The organism is Reichenbachiella sp. (assembly GCF_965233835.1).
GTDB lineage: Bacteria > Bacteroidota > Bacteroidia > Cytophagales > Cyclobacteriaceae > Reichenbachiella.
The window spans coordinates 682,631-697,528 of sequence record NZ_OZ247585.1; the positions used below are offsets into that span (position 1 = coordinate 682,631).

A 14,898-nucleotide genomic window follows, 5' to 3' on the forward strand; every position below is an offset into this window, starting at 1 on the left:
GCGCAAATCTAGATGCTATTGGGCGTAATAAAAAGTATTGAGCGCATAGTCTCGTAATTTTCTTAACCTACTTCCTCAAGCTTTTTGATCTTTAAAGAAATATGGTGTTAATTTTAGCCTTCAATTAAAAAATGCTATGAAGAAAATACGACTAACCTTAGCGCTTATAGTTGCGCTTTTTTCTATTTACTCTTGTGATTCCACCAAAGAAAAAACAGCTGAAATTGCTGAAGGATTGGTAGGCGATTGGAATGTTCAATGGGTGACTTATCCTGACAAAACCGCCCCGGCGAATGATTCTATCAATTACACCATGAATGGTGAAATGAACATTAAGTCCGATGGTAAAATCACTATTAACGCTTTCGGTTATAAAAATTGCATATTCGGCGCAGATACACTAGTTCATACCCTAAACTGGGAAGTACCATCAGATACCCTTCTGAACCTGACTAATGATGGTGATAAGTACGGCATTCCTTATACTATTTTGGAGGTGGCCAACAACAAGGTCAAGCTTCAACTTGTAGATGACGTGTATTTGTTTTTGACAAAGTAATACCAAACTATGATTTGGCAAGTTCTCTCATCACTTCAAACAAGTAGTCAATATCTTTTTTAGTTCTTCGATGATTAGTAAGGCTGATTCTCAAGGATACTTGGCCGTTGATTTTGGTGCCGGCAAAAAATATGCGTCCGTCAGCTTCAATTGAATTAAGGAGTTTAGAATTTATGTCATCTAAATTCTGCTTGCTCTGTTTGCCATCACCGATATATCGGAAGCACACGATAGATAAAGGTACTGGAGCGAGCAACTCAAAATCCTGACTTTCCTCTATGAGCTTTGCTGCGTATTGTGCGTTAGAGATATCATTACTAATAGCTGCTTTGAGTTTATCTGCACCGTAAGTTTTAAAAGTCATCCAAACCTTGAGTGCTTTGAAGTCTTTGGTGAGCTGAAGATTGAAGTCCATTAAATCCTCTTTGTCATCTGACCCTGCTGTCAGATAGTCCGGAACCAATGAAAAGGTATTTCTCAGTTTTTCTCTGTCCTTTACAATCACACAGGCCACTTCAAACGGAACATAAAACCATTTGTGAGGATTGATCAGAATCGAATCGGCTCGTTCCATTCCGGAAAACAAGTGACCAGCTATATCTGTCGATGCCGCGGGCCCGCCATAAGCCGCATCTACTACATACCATAAATCATGCTTTTCAGCAAGATCTGCTAGGGCATTCAAGTCATCTACGGCTCCAGAGTTGGTAGTACCCGCCATGCCTACTATCCCTATGGGGAGCAGTCCAGCTTCCTTATCTGCCAGTATTTGTTTCTCCATTTCTTGAATTGAAACTTGAAAATTGTCGTCTACGCCGATCTTTCGTAAATATTTTTTACCCATACCCAGCATGTCCATGCCTTTGTCAATGCTGCTATGCCCTTGTTCAGAGGCATAAACTGTCATTTTTGGTGCTTGATGCATGCCTTCATTGGCTACATCTATAGGACATTTTATTTTTCGCATGACAGCGAGGTTAAGAAAATTGGCCACAGAGCCACCGCTTACCATTACACCTCCGGCAGTTTCGGGATATCCGATGAACTGGCAAACCCATTTGATTACAATCTTTTCGATTTCAGAATTAGCTGGGGCACTGTGCCATTTTAGGTTGTTTTGATTGAGAGCATTTTTGAGTAATTCGGCTAGCACGGCAGTCTGATTTCCTCCTCCTGTGATGTAGCCGTAATAGTTGGGACTGGCATTCAAGTTCGAGTGAGCATGTACTTGGTTATCGATTTGATTCAGTAGATCGGCTGCAGATGATGAGTCTTTAGGTAGTGGTTCATCAAAAAATTTTCGGATTTCTTGAGGAGAAGGATTCTGATAGGTCTTGTCTGTGGATAGTTTTTCATGCCAGCTCAAAACAATATTCGAGGCTTGTTGTAGGAGGGCCTGGTACTCTTTCTGGGTAAAGTCTAAACTCATTTGGAACGGTTTAATTTGATATTATTCAATATAGAAATAATTGTTGGGGCATTCAATGTTCTTATTTCAACTATTCAAAAATTAGGTATCTTACAGTTAATCATTTCGTTTCAATCTTATGGTAAAGGAACAACTCAAAGCACTAGCTCAACTAGCCAATAGCGATGGAGACATGGATGAGCGCGAGCTCAGGCTGATCTATCGCATCGGCGAAGCCCATGGTATGAAGCGAGACGGAATCCAACAAATCATTGATAACCCAGGTCAATTGGGAGATTTAAAAGCTTTAGATGAGGATGATAAATTCGAGTTTCTGTACAGTATCATTCAACTCATGAAAATTGATGACGAAATCTATAATGAAGAGGTATTGTATTGTCAAAAAATTGCAATGAAACTAGGCTATGGTTTGGGTGCTGTGATGGAGATGTATCCACATGTGCACAAAAATATTGTCATCCGAGAAGAAAAGCTCCAACTCAAGAAGAAGGTCAGTGAGTTTTTGAAATAGCCGATGGTCCAACCTCAATTTCAGTTCCAGTGAAATTTCTATCTTTATTCCTAGCTTAAAATTTCTTTGGAATGCCACAATCTGAATTACCTCCATTTTATAGCACGTATAGCCCCAATATTCCAGAAATTCTTTGGAAAAACAAACTCACTCTTGCGATCACCACTTACCAAGCCGGGAAGGTAATTTTTATAAGTGCGAGTAGTGAGGAGGGTTTGATTCAATTACCCAGAGATTTTAAGAAGGCCATGGGCATGGCTTATCATAATGGTAAAATGGCTATAGCCACTCAGGAAGAGGTTGTGGTCTTGAAAAACACGCCCTCACTAGCCAAGGGTTACCCTAAAATGCCTAATACTTATACAGGACTGTTTATGCCAAGAGCACTTTATTTCACCGGTGAAGTGGACATGCACGATATGGCTTGGGGTCAGGAAGGGCTTTGGGGGGTAAATACTCGGTTTTCATGTTTATCATTGATTAATGATGAGTATAGTTTTGAACCCAAATGGAAACCCAAGTTCGTTTCAGATTTGGTGCCGGAAGATCGTTGCCATTTGAATGGCATGGCGATGAAAGATGGCAAGCCGGAATACGTAACCGCTTTGGGAACTTCAGATTCCGCTTTTGGGTGGAGAGAGAATAAAACTAAAGGTGGGGTACTGATGCATGTACCTACTGGTGAAATAATTACCTCTAACCTTGCCATGCCTCATTCGCCTCGAGTCGAAGGCAATAAACTTTTTGTGCTTCTTTCAGCTACTGGTGAACTTATTTCTGTGGATCAACAGACGGGTAAGTATGACGTGATGACAAAAATCCCCGGTTTCGTTAGAGGCATGTCCCGTTATGGTAATCTGCTTTTCATCGGACTTTCTAAAATGAGAAAATCGAGCCCTACTTTCAAAAATCTTCCCATTGCGCAGGAATCGATTTTCCCTGGAGTAATTGTGGTAGATGCGAATACTGGAAACATTGTGGGTCATATTCGGTACGAAAACAGCCTGGAAGAAATTTATGATATCAAAATCATAAGCAACATGGCTAGACCTGGCATTTTGGGTGTAAATACTGATGATTTTAGAAGTGGGTTGTCGATGCCCAACCAAGGATTTTGGGCAATTCCTAATGAGGAGGGGGATGAAAAGTCTAAAGAGGAATGATTTCGGCCAAAGCTTATTATGATCAGTTGCTACAGGAGGCTACTCTGGCACATCAGTCGGGTGATCTTGCCAAAGCCATAGTCCTTTACAAGCAACTAACAAAAGATATGAGCAGTCAGCCTGAGCCCTATCACAGGCTTGCTTTAATACATGCACAAAAAGCAGAGTACAAAGTGGCCATTAGCTGGTTTGAAAAGACCGTGGCAATTATGCCAGATCACCCTGCCTACAATACCAATTTTGCCGAGACACTTCAGCGTGTAGGCCAAAATGATAAAGCAGTTCATTTACTTCGAAAGGTAATAAGCTCAGACCCAAACTTTATTGAGGCAAAACAAAAGCTGGGAACTGTGCTGAAAAAAACAGGAGCCTACGTTGAGGCCGCGGATCTTTTTAAAGAGGTAATTGAAAAAAAACCCGGTTTTTATCCGGCATTTTTTCAGTTGGGTACTTTAATGCTGGAAACCGGAAATTTCAAATCCGCTAAGGAGTATTTGAAGTCAGCCATAGAACTTGACCCCAAATCGATTAAGGCCCTAAACAACTTGGCGGTGGCTCATCAGGAGTGGGATGAATACGATGAAGCCATAGCTTGTTATGAAAATGCGCTAGAGACGGACCCAAATTATAGTGACAGTGTTCGAAATCTTGCGCTGATTCATGAAAAAACGGGTCAGATAGAAAAGGCAAAAGCCTATTGGCTAAGACTGGCAAAATTGAAGGAAAACAACCCTTTAATCTCTTGGAAGGCGGAAATTATTGAACCGACAGTATTCTCATCTGCTTCTGAAATTGATCAGTTTCGAAAACATGTTAACGAACAGTTGAGTCTGATAAAAACGAAAAAAATAAATATTGATGCCGATCAATTGACCCAACTAGATGTCTATCCTCCTGCGGGCTTAATCTATCACGGAAAAAATGACTTCGAAGTCAAAAAGAAGTATAGCGAACTTTTTAAGGGTATTCCACAGGTACAGCTACCTAAGAAGCCTAATGATAAACCTCAGATTGGATTTGTGGTAACAGGCGGGCACGAAGGAGTATTTCTGAAATGTATGCGTGGTTTAATTAACCGTCTATCAACAGATAAATTTGACATCACTGTGGTTTGTAGTTTTCCCAATGGCGAAAAGATCGTCAAACCAGCCATGGACAACCCAGCAATAAAACTGCTTAGTTTACCTAAATCCTTGGGTCAAGGTGTCCACATGCTGAGTTCACTGAATTTTGATTTATTGTACTATTGGGAGGTAGGGACCGATGCCTATAATTATTTCATTCCCTATTTCAAACCAGCCAGGATACAGGCGACTTCCTGGGGGTGGCCAACCACTTCTGGTATCCCAACGATGGATTATTTTATCTCCTGTCATGGCTTAGACCACGAAGGTGACCAAAAAGACTACAACGAACAACTCGTACTGTTCAAAAAACTTCCAGCCTATTATTTTCCACCCGAAATACCTGAACTCAATCAAACCAAAACCGATTTTGGTATAGAGGAAGACACTCGGATCTATCTGTGTGTTCAGAATGTAAAAAAAGTGCACCCCGACTTTGATGAAGTAGTCAAAAGCATTTTGGAGAAGGATAAAAAAGGTGTGGTTGCCTTCCTCGGGGACAAGCAATCATTGGTGAGTGAAGCGCTAGAAATCAGGTTGAAGAAGAGCTGTAGTGCTAACTCAGACCGAGTACTCGTGCTACCCAGGCAGGACAAACCTGGCTATTTCAATATACTTAACCTTGCCAATGTGGTGCTTGATACATTGTATTATAATGGCGGAGCCAATACCAATGGAGATGCATTCGCACTTAACAAGCCTGTAGTCACCTTGCCCGTTGGTTTTCACCGAGGAAGGTATACGGCTGCTGCTTACACCCAAATGGGTTTTAAGGATTTGTTGGCGGAAAGTATTGAAGGTTATGTAAACCTGGCTATTCGAACCGCTACAGATGGCGATTTTTATGAAAGCGTTTCCAAAAAAATTGCCGATAACAAATACCTGTTTTTTGAAGATCAGGAGACCGTAGTTGAATTGGAAACATTCATTGAAAAAATTACACAAAGAGATCAATCAGACGACCTTGAAGAAGAGGTCAGTCCGGCTATGAATTGGATGAAAAAAGGGCTTTTGTACAAGCAGCAACACCAGCTCAAACCAGCCTTTGATGCGCTGAATAAGGCTAGGCAGCTGGACCCAACCAATGCTGAAATACTCAAGCGGTTTGCTGAACTGTTGTCTGACTTGGGTCAAAACCGGGATGCATTTATTGCCTATAAAAAGGCAATGGAACTGGCTCCTGACGATGCGGAAATCCTTAATAATTTTGGTGGACTTTTGTTAGAAAATCGCCAGTTTGAAGAGGCGATTCCTTTACTCATGAGGTCAGCCGAAGTCGATCCAATGCAACAATCTGCCTTTGTTAATTTAGGTTTGGCCTACGAGCATGCTGGTGACATACCTGCAGCCAAGAAAGTTTACGCTCGCATTATAGAACGGTTGGAAGAGGATGATTTATTCAAGCTGCATATAAAGACCATGTGCCCCAATATTGCACCGAGCAATGAGGAAATAGAGAAATATAGAAGAGAAACAAAATCAACACTTCAGCAATACGATCAACTCGTCCCGATGAGTTTGCCTATTGAGAAAGTAGAACAGTCCTATGCCTTTCCATCATTCAGTTTTACCTACCAGGGTAAAAATGTAAAGGAGATTAAATCACTCTGGGGAGACTTTTATGCCAAGAGAATACAGCCTGTCAACTTAGAGCCTAAAAATGCAAAGCCAAAAGTAGGATTTTTGGTAACTCAGTCTCACGAAGGAGTCTTTATGAAAGACGCCGGAGGTATTATTAGAAACCTGTCAACAGAAAAATTTGATATTGTAGTATTGGCCAATGGCGGCGAAGCTTTGGAAAATATCAAGGCCTTCGTTGGTAGAAAGGAGGTCGCCTACGTCTCTTTTTCAAAGCAACTTAGTCAAGCCATCCAGGAGGTAGCTGCACTCAACTTTGACTTTCTGTATTATTGGGAAATAGGCTCTGATTCCCTCAATTATTTTTTGCCGTTTTATCAACTAGCCAGAGTCCAGATATCAAGCTGGGGAAGCGCTTTTACCTCAGGCAATCCACGAGTGAACTACTACTGGTCTAGCAAATGGTTGGAAAACAGAGGTTATGAGGACCATTACTCAGAGCAGGTCGTTTTATTTGAAAATCTTCCCACCTACTATTATCGAGTTGGTGAATCGATTGCTTCAAAGCGCAGAGCAGATTTTGATTTACCCGAAGATCGAAGAATTTATCTCTGTGTACAGAGTATGAGTAAAATTCACCCGGATTTTGATGAACTATTGTTAGGAATTTTGGAGCGGGATGATAAGGCATTGATTTGTCTGACTACTCCCAAACAAGAGAAGCTGGTTGAACAACTGCTTAATCGGTTTAAATTAACGCTCAATGAGTATATAGACCGCATTCGGATTATTAGAAGGATACCACATCAGGAGTACCTTCAATTGATCAAATTGGCAGATGTCTGCCTGGATCCACCACATTACAGTGGAGCGAATACGACTTATGAAACCTTACAAATGGGAGTGCCAGTGGTGACTTTACCCGGCAAGTTTCAGCGAGGAAAGTACACTGAAGCGATTTACCGCATATTGAACTTGGAGGAATATATTCCCAAGGACTCAAAAGAGTATGTCGATTTGGCTGTCCAACTGGCAGCTGATAAGGGTAAAAGAAGGCAACTCATTGAAAGGTACAACACCCATGCTTCTCGGTTGTTTGAGCAGAGAGGGGTAATAGATGAGATAGAGCAATTTCTCCTGAATACATTCAAAACAATCAATTAGGTTTCACACCTCACAAATTTGTGATCCAAACTAACCCTAGGCTTTATTATTTTTAGTATATTTATTGACTGTGTTTCAACCAGCTAGAATTTAAGATATCCACCCAGGCAGTTTTTGCAGGGCTGTCTAGATAACTTGAGAACAATGAAGCACCAAAACTATCTCTATCTGGAGTACCGTAGAGCGATACGGAAATTCAGAAAACTTCAAACTCGATTTGAAAAAAGAATAGCCAACCACACCTTTCAAGAACTCACTGCTCGAAGAAGATACCAACTCTTATCTAGGCTACGAAAACTCAAAGAAAAAATTGAACAGCTCACCGTTCGGTTGAAGCTGACCGCAGCCAGAGGATCTTTGGCTTTAAGTTTGGGGCTCATCTCCACGACTCACACAGAAGGGCTTGCGTCTTCTGGGCCTACCGGTATAGGTATCCCAAAGTCCCTGTCCGTGGATAAAACTTTGCTGAATAGCGATACGGATGGAGACCAAGAGAATCCTGATGCAGCGATGAATGACCTGGGAGAATCGGCGTTTGTCTGGGAATCTTCTAGCAATCAAATCATGGGCAAAGGGTTTGGCAGTGATGGTGAGAGTATAGAATTCACGGTTACTGACGATTCATTTGTAAATACAGACCCCTCCGTTTCTCTCAATAATGAAGGAGATTTTGTAGTCGCTTGGACCTCTATGGAGGCAACCACTCCTTACAGCACTTTTTCAATCAAATACATGCGATATGAGGTAGATGGAGAAAATATAATCGCAGATGGCCCCTACACGCTTGAGGAAGGTACCAACACAGCATACGAAAGCGTTGATAGTCCAGACGTGGCGCTTGATGAAAATGGAAATTTTGCCATAGTTTGGGAATCATATGATGGCAATGAGCAAGCAGATTATGTTAAAGCGAGGTATGTTGACAATGAAAATTCTTCGGATCTAGAGATAGAGGTCAGCGATTCTTATTATAATGATTATACTCATTATAAATTCGCAGGCTCACCTGCTGTTGATATAGCCAATGATGGGAATTTTATTATCGTTTGGGAAGGGTCATACTATTATTATGAATACCCTGAAATGGAACAAAATTATACCATTTATTCAAAACGATACCGCGAAAACGAAGCGTTAGAATCTGACCAAATTGTACAGGAATATTCTACAGATCGTCTCAACGATCCAGATGTTGCTCTTAATAAAGACGGTAGTTATGCTATAGTCTGGCATGATGAGTACAACAATTTTTCGCAAGAGTATATCTACGTAAAAAAATTCGATAACGAAGGAAATGAATTGTGCCAGATCACCGTCGAAAATACCCCGTCCGCAGACCTGTATGAGCCAGCGATCGCCTCAGACAAAGACGGAGCATTTACGGTAATTTATGACTTAGAGCGCTCTGGAGGATACAGTGAAATTCTTGGTGTACGATTCAATCAATTGGGTGGTCGTCACGAGGACTTGGTTTTTCTCGACACCGGTGGAGAAGAAGAGGCCTCCAATCCTGCTATTGCTATGAATGCCAAAGGAGATTTTGTAGCGGCTTGGGAGGATGCAGAATTTGGACTCAATGATCCCTGTGAGGAAAATCAGGATTGTGAGGGAACGGGAGTTTACTTCAAAAAATATAGTGACCCGAAAAATGAGCCCTATTGTATCGTGGACGAAAATCAAGTCAATGAATACAGTACAGGCTACCAGCATCAGCCAGCCGTAGATGTTGATCTCAATGGCAACTTTGTGGTTGTTTGGCAAGGAGAGTCAAGTGCTGATGGATCGGGGATTATTGGTCAACAGTATAATCCAGACGGCACGAAAAACGGATCAGAGTTTCAAATCAACACCACGACAGATAACAACCAATCGTCACCTGATGTGGCCATAGACGGATCCGGTCATTTTATCGTAACATGGAGCGGATATGCTGGATCTTCTCGAACGGGAATTTTCGCCCAGATGTATAATTCCGATGGCTCTCCTGATGGTTCGGAATTTCGTGTTGATCAAGAAAGCACTACCTTTTATTCGTTGAGCGAACCTTCAGTAGATATTAATAGTGATGGAGATGCTGTGATCGTTTGGGAGGGTAGTTATGGAAGTGAAATTAATGCGAGGGTGGTTAATGGCCCGGGGTCGTTTGGCGGAGATGAGTTCAAAGTGAATGCCAGTACATTTACTGGAAACAGAAATTATCCTGACGTGGCCATACAGGACGATGATAGTTTTGTAGTTACCTGGGGATCTTGGGTCACAGGAGGTGAGGATCAAACTTTTATAAGACGGTTTGACAGCAACGCATCTGCCCTAGATGCGAATGATGTCAGGATATCCAATAATTTCAATACTCAGACCCGTCGCCAGGTCATTGCAATGGATAAGGCATCGGGCGATTTCATGATTGCTTTCACGGAAAGCGCTGGTTCCTATTCGAGTATTTTGGCAAGCAAATACAAAAGTGATGGTACGGCCATTTTCGAAGAGGAAGAGCTCACTATTCATGCCAGTACCTCAGATATGCCAGACATATCTGCTAACCTTGATGGGGACTTTGCGATAGTTTGGAATCAAACTTACGGTGATAGTCATATGGCCATGTCTATGCTTGATGATGAAAATGAATTGGTCTATGACAGTTTTGAAGCAATCAACCCAGACAATGGTCAGGATGGAGTGGCAGTTGCTCTTGATTTAGATGGGAACGCAATTGTCGCGGTTGGTGCCTATTATAGTGGAGGGTATAATGTATATACAAAAACTATAGCTCCTCCGTTGGCAGGAAATATCGATGACGGCAATGAATTTCTTGTAAACAGTGCTACTTCTCACGATCAGGATAACCCTGATATTGCACAAAATGCAGATGGTGATTTTGTGGTAGTCTGGGCGGATCATTATGCAGCTTCATATGAATACTATAACATTAAAGCGCAACGATATAACAATGAAGGAATTCGAATCGGCTCAGAGATTCAAATAAATAATGAAACTGGGGAGCAGGCTTCCGACCCAGCCGTAGCCCTTGATGATTCAGGAAATTTCATGGTCGTGTGGGATGCTTATAGTACCACCGGAGGTGAAGATGATGATATTTTAGCTAGTGTTTACAATTGGGATGGAGAAGTTGTAAAGGATGATTTTATCATCAATGAAGAAACAAGCAACAATCAACGAAACCCTGATATTGCGATAAACAATGAAGGTGATTTTCAAGTGATCTGGTCTTCAAGAAATTCAAGTGGAGACACATGGGATAGAATCTATGGCCAAGTAGTGTCTCCATTAGGGGTGCCTGATTCAAATGGCAATCAAAATCTGTTTGAAATCAATGAAACTTCAAATGTTACAATATTGGCGTCATTGGCCATTAATGATGACGGGGATATTGGAATACCTTACGTCTATCAGTATGATGGAACAAACAATGGATTTTATGTTTTCGATTCATCTTTTGAACCTATAGTCAGTGACTTGGCCTTCAGTGAAACTAGCTACGCCGATGCCTATCCCCCAGGCATTACCGCAAATGAGGATGGTGACTTTATTTTAGCGTGGTCAGAGTATGATTTGGGAGAGGAAGCCTACTATCTAATGTCAAGAAAGTACTCTTCCGGGACATCTTTTGAAGCTGATGCTGTGAATATTGGTGAATTGGAAAGTGAAGTAGATGCACATATCGTATCTGTTGATGACGGTGATTTTATGATCAGCTATACTCAGTATGAAGTTGAAGCAGATTTGTATAGCGTTTACCTCAGAAGAATTTCTCATGACCTTGACCCGATCGGCCCTGAGATGAAAATCAATGATATCAGCGCCAGTGGCTCAACAAACAACTCTATTGCATCAAGTCCCGATGGAAGTTATACAGTTGCATGGCAAAGCAGTTATGCCGATGGAAGTGATGAAGCCATTATTGCTAAACAATTCTTGTCTCATAAACCTACTGTTGAAAGTGAGGGACTTACGGTAGACGAAGGAGCAGAAGCAGATATTACCGCAGATGAGTTGTTGATTAGCAATCCATCAGGAGGTGACGAATCTCCTCTCCTCAAGGTGACCCTGCTGCCTTCGCAAGGCACTTTGAAGCTAGATGGTAACCCGATCACTGTGAATCAACAGCTCGACGAAGATGACATGTTCTTTCTGAGCTATGAGCACAATGGTGACGAGAGTACTTTCGACCTCTTTACTTTCACAGTAGCCAACGAAGATTTTGAAACGGGTTCGAATAGCTTTTACATTAGTGTGAATCCGGTGAATGACGAACCAACATTGGTTAATCCGATTCCGGATCAAAGCACCACCGGCTTTGAAGCGTTCAGTTACACCGTGCCAAGTAATACCTTCTCTGACGTGGAGTCCGAAGTATTAACGCTGTCGGCAACATTAGCAGATGGCTCTGCTCTACCAAGCTGGCTAAGCTTCAGCGCATCTGGAGCGTTCAACGGAACAGTCGAAAACGACCCTGATTTTGACCGAACGATTGCTATCAAAGTATCGGCTTCGGATGGTGAGGCCTCTGTTTCGGATGAATTCAACATTGCAATTGCTTCTGTATTAACTGTGGATGAAAGTAACCCTAATGGCGTTCATCTCTATCCTAATCCTACAGAAGGGCAACTTCACTTGAGACCTCCTGCGGATATGATCGGTACGATAGATCTATACATGTTTAATGCCTCGGGTCAGCTACTAGATCAATCAAGGGTAGAGCAAACGCGTGCTTCCATGGTGGTGGATATAGATATAGCACACTTGAAGAAGGGTCTTTATCTATTAAAGTTGGTAAACGAAAACACGACAACTACTTATAAGATTAATAAAGATTAATTCACAATACATTTTGAATGCTACAAACAGCCGTAGAGTTTTTCTATGGCTGTTTTTGTTAGTAACGAGTCCGCCTAAAACAATTTGCCAATTTGTTCGAAAAAGCTAGAGTGATTAACTTGATAGCTTAACTCATTATTCCTATTATGATTAAGAAAATCCTAGCGTCACTTTTGGCTATCGCCGTAGTACTTGTTGCTTACGCTTATTGGTATGCAGGCTCATTGGAACCAAATTACAAGGGAGAAATTCAGCTTCCAGGCCTCTCAGCTCAAGCAGATATTTATTTCGATGATTACGGCATACCTCACATCTATGCCGAAAATGAGGCAGACGCCTATCGAGCATTGGGTTATGCACACGCGCAAGACCGACTTTGGCAAATGGAAGTGGTGAGAAGGATTGCACCTGGAAGACTTTCTGAGATATTCGGAAGTAAGCTTCTTAAAGTTGATAAACTATTCAGGGCTTTAGGTATTCAGCAATATTCCGAACAGATGCTGGCTGAGTTTGAAGCCAATGGCGATTCAAAAATTCAGACAGCTGCCAGCGCCTATTTGGATGGAGTAAATGCCTTTGTGGCAGAGGGCCCAACCCCTATTGAATTTTCAATCATTGGAGTAGAAAAGACACCCTTCTCCATGATAGATGTATACAATACTATGGGTTATATGTCTTTCAGCTTTGCTGCTGCCCAAAAAACCGAGCCATTGGTTACCAAGATTCTTCAGGATTTAGGAGAAGAATATCTCAAAGATCTGGATGTTGATCCTAACACTACAGGCGCCTTGCTTTCGTCAACGCTTCCCGCTACAGAGGAATTGGCGTTACAAATAGACAAAATTCTAACGGACCTACCCGCCGCACCACTTATTGGAAGCAATAGTTGGGTGATTGGTCCGGACAAAACCAAATCGGGAAAAGTGATTATGGCCAACGATCCGCATATTGCCTATTCTCAGCCAGCAGTATGGTATGAGGCACACATCGAAACACCTGAAACTAGTTTTTATGGTTACTATCTGGCTGGCTATCCATTCGCCATCATAGGTCATAATAGACGATATGCTACGGGCCTCACCATGTTTGAAAATGATGACATCGACCTCTACTGGGAAAAAGACAATCCAGATAACCCAGGTCAATATCTGTTCAGGAATGAATCCCGCGATTATCAGGTTAGAAAGGAAACTATTCTAATCAAGGATTCCACTTCAGTGGAAATGGAAATCAAAACCACGCATCACGGCCCAGTGATCAACGAGGCGTTGGAATTAGAAGAGGACTGGCCTCCGGTATCTCTTTTTTGGGTATATACCCAAAAACCGGGAGAGATATTAGAAGTGACGTATGGTTTTTCTCATACTAATTCTTTGGTAGAAGCTCGCGAAAACACATCTAAAATTCATGCTCCAGGCCTCAATGTAATGTATGGAGATATTGAGAATAATTATGCACGTTGGTCGTCCGCTCATTTGTTGAAAAGGGCAGATTCTGTTAATTCCAAGTTGATACTGGATGGAACTTCAGGGCAACACGAAGTTCAAGGCTATTACGACTTTAGTTATAACCCAAAATCGGAAAACGCGCCATGGGGCTATGCTTATAGTGCCAATAACCAGGCGGATACAACCAACGGAGTGCTAGTACCTGGTTATTACTTACCAGAGGACCGGGCTCGTAGAATAAAGCTCTTGCTCGACCAAGATAAAAAGTGGGATGTGGAGGATACAAAAAAAATGATGCTAGATGTGACTTCTAACAATTCTCCCGAAGTGGTAACTTCCATAGTGGAGTCCATTGATGTGAAATTGATTAATTCTGAAAATGAGGCAAAAGGGATTCAACTCTTATCTGATTGGACAGGAACATTTGAATTAGATGATATAGCACCTACCATTTACAACAAACTGGTGTATAAAATTCAGGAGGGTATTTTTGTTAACAAATTAGGTGAGGATGGATTCGATGCGTACATGAAAACACACCTGATGAAAAGAAGCTTCCAGCCGCTTTTCGCTAATGACAGTTCTGTTTGGTGGGACAATCCAGCAACGCCTGAAGTTGAAACACGATCTCAGGTGATTACTGTAGCCTTTGCAGATGGCTTAATAGAATTAGAAAATCAGTTGGGGGGAGATATAGATCAATGGCAGTGGGGAAAAGTGCACAGTCTGGAGCATGGGCATGTACTTGGTGCTGTTGACTTGCTTAGAAAGTATTTTAATGTAGGGCCCTTTCCTGTGCCTGGGAATAATGAAGTAATTAATAATTATATCTATAAATGGACAGCAGACGGGAAGTACAAGGTCACTGCAGGACCATCTACCAGGCGAATTATAGACTTTGCGGATGTGGAAGGCAATAGCTGGAGTATACTACCCACAGGAAACTCCGGTAATATTTTCTCGCCTCACTACAATGACCAGGCAGAGATGTATGTGAATGGGGACTATCGAAGACAACTGATGAACAAAGAAGAAATTATCAGCCAAGCGGATGGAGTTTTGGTAATGACCCCATGACCATTTTGT

Annotated in this window: 7 protein-coding genes; 6 read left to right on the top strand and 1 reads right to left on the bottom strand. The window is 41.8% G+C overall.

Features of this window, described 5'->3' with window-relative positions; all coding sequences use genetic code 11:
• Positions 1-136 precede the first annotated feature (136 nt).
• Positions 137-559, top strand: coding sequence for a hypothetical protein (locus ACO6S2_RS02895; protein ID WP_422361018.1), 423 nt, complete (start codon positions 137-139; stop codon positions 557-559).
• A 7-nt stretch (positions 560-566) separates the two neighbouring features.
• Here ACO6S2_RS02895 and ACO6S2_RS02900 read toward each other — a convergent pair whose 3' ends face one another.
• Positions 567-1,988, bottom strand: coding sequence for a pyridoxal phosphate-dependent decarboxylase family protein (locus ACO6S2_RS02900; protein ID WP_422361019.1), 1,422 nt, complete (start codon positions 1,986-1,988; stop codon positions 567-569).
• Between the two features lie 118 nt (positions 1,989-2,106).
• Between ACO6S2_RS02900 and ACO6S2_RS02905 the strand changes: the two genes are divergently transcribed.
• From ACO6S2_RS02905 to ACO6S2_RS02925, 5 genes are all read left to right on the top strand, one after another.
• Positions 2,107-2,499 (top strand): TerB family tellurite resistance protein, encoded by a 393-nt coding sequence (locus tag ACO6S2_RS02905; RefSeq protein ID WP_422361020.1) that lies wholly within the window; start codon positions 2,107-2,109, stop codon positions 2,497-2,499.
• A 71-nt stretch (positions 2,500-2,570) separates the two neighbouring features.
• Entirely contained in the window at positions 2,571-3,662 is a 1,092-nt protein-coding gene (locus ACO6S2_RS02910) for a TIGR03032 family protein (RefSeq protein ID WP_422361021.1), read from the top strand.
• Complete coding sequence (locus ACO6S2_RS02915; protein ID WP_422361022.1) at positions 3,659-7,528, top strand: tetratricopeptide repeat protein; 3,870 nt, start codon at positions 3,659-3,661, stop codon at positions 7,526-7,528. Before ACO6S2_RS02910 ends, ACO6S2_RS02915 begins: the two co-directional genes overlap by 4 nt.
• Positions 7,529-7,672: 144 nt before the next feature.
• Positions 7,673-12,364 (top strand): putative Ig domain-containing protein, encoded by a 4,692-nt coding sequence (locus ACO6S2_RS02920; RefSeq protein WP_422361023.1) that lies wholly within the window; start codon positions 7,673-7,675, stop codon positions 12,362-12,364.
• Between the two features lie 146 nt (positions 12,365-12,510).
• Positions 12,511-14,889, top strand: coding sequence for a penicillin acylase family protein (locus ACO6S2_RS02925; protein WP_422361024.1), 2,379 nt, complete (start codon positions 12,511-12,513; stop codon positions 14,887-14,889).
• Positions 14,890-14,898 lie beyond the last annotated feature (9 nt).

Excerpts from the sequence above, each read along its gene's own strand:
- ACO6S2_RS02895 (WP_422361018.1), top strand. The coding sequence starts at position 137 with ATGAAGAAAATACGACTAACCTTAGCGCTTATAGTTGCGCTTTTTTCT.
- ACO6S2_RS02900 (WP_422361019.1), bottom strand. The coding sequence starts at position 1,988 with ATGAGTTTAGACTTTACCCAGAAAGAGTACCAGGCCCTCCTACAACAA.
- ACO6S2_RS02905 (WP_422361020.1), top strand. The coding sequence starts at position 2,107 with ATGGTAAAGGAACAACTCAAAGCACTAGCTCAACTAGCCAATAGCGAT.
- ACO6S2_RS02910 (WP_422361021.1), top strand. The coding sequence starts at position 2,571 with ATGCCACAATCTGAATTACCTCCATTTTATAGCACGTATAGCCCCAAT.
- ACO6S2_RS02915 (WP_422361022.1), top strand. The coding sequence starts at position 3,659 with ATGATTTCGGCCAAAGCTTATTATGATCAGTTGCTACAGGAGGCTACT.
- ACO6S2_RS02920 (WP_422361023.1), top strand. The coding sequence starts at position 7,673 with ATGAAGCACCAAAACTATCTCTATCTGGAGTACCGTAGAGCGATACGG.
- ACO6S2_RS02925 (WP_422361024.1), top strand. The coding sequence starts at position 12,511 with ATGATTAAGAAAATCCTAGCGTCACTTTTGGCTATCGCCGTAGTACTT.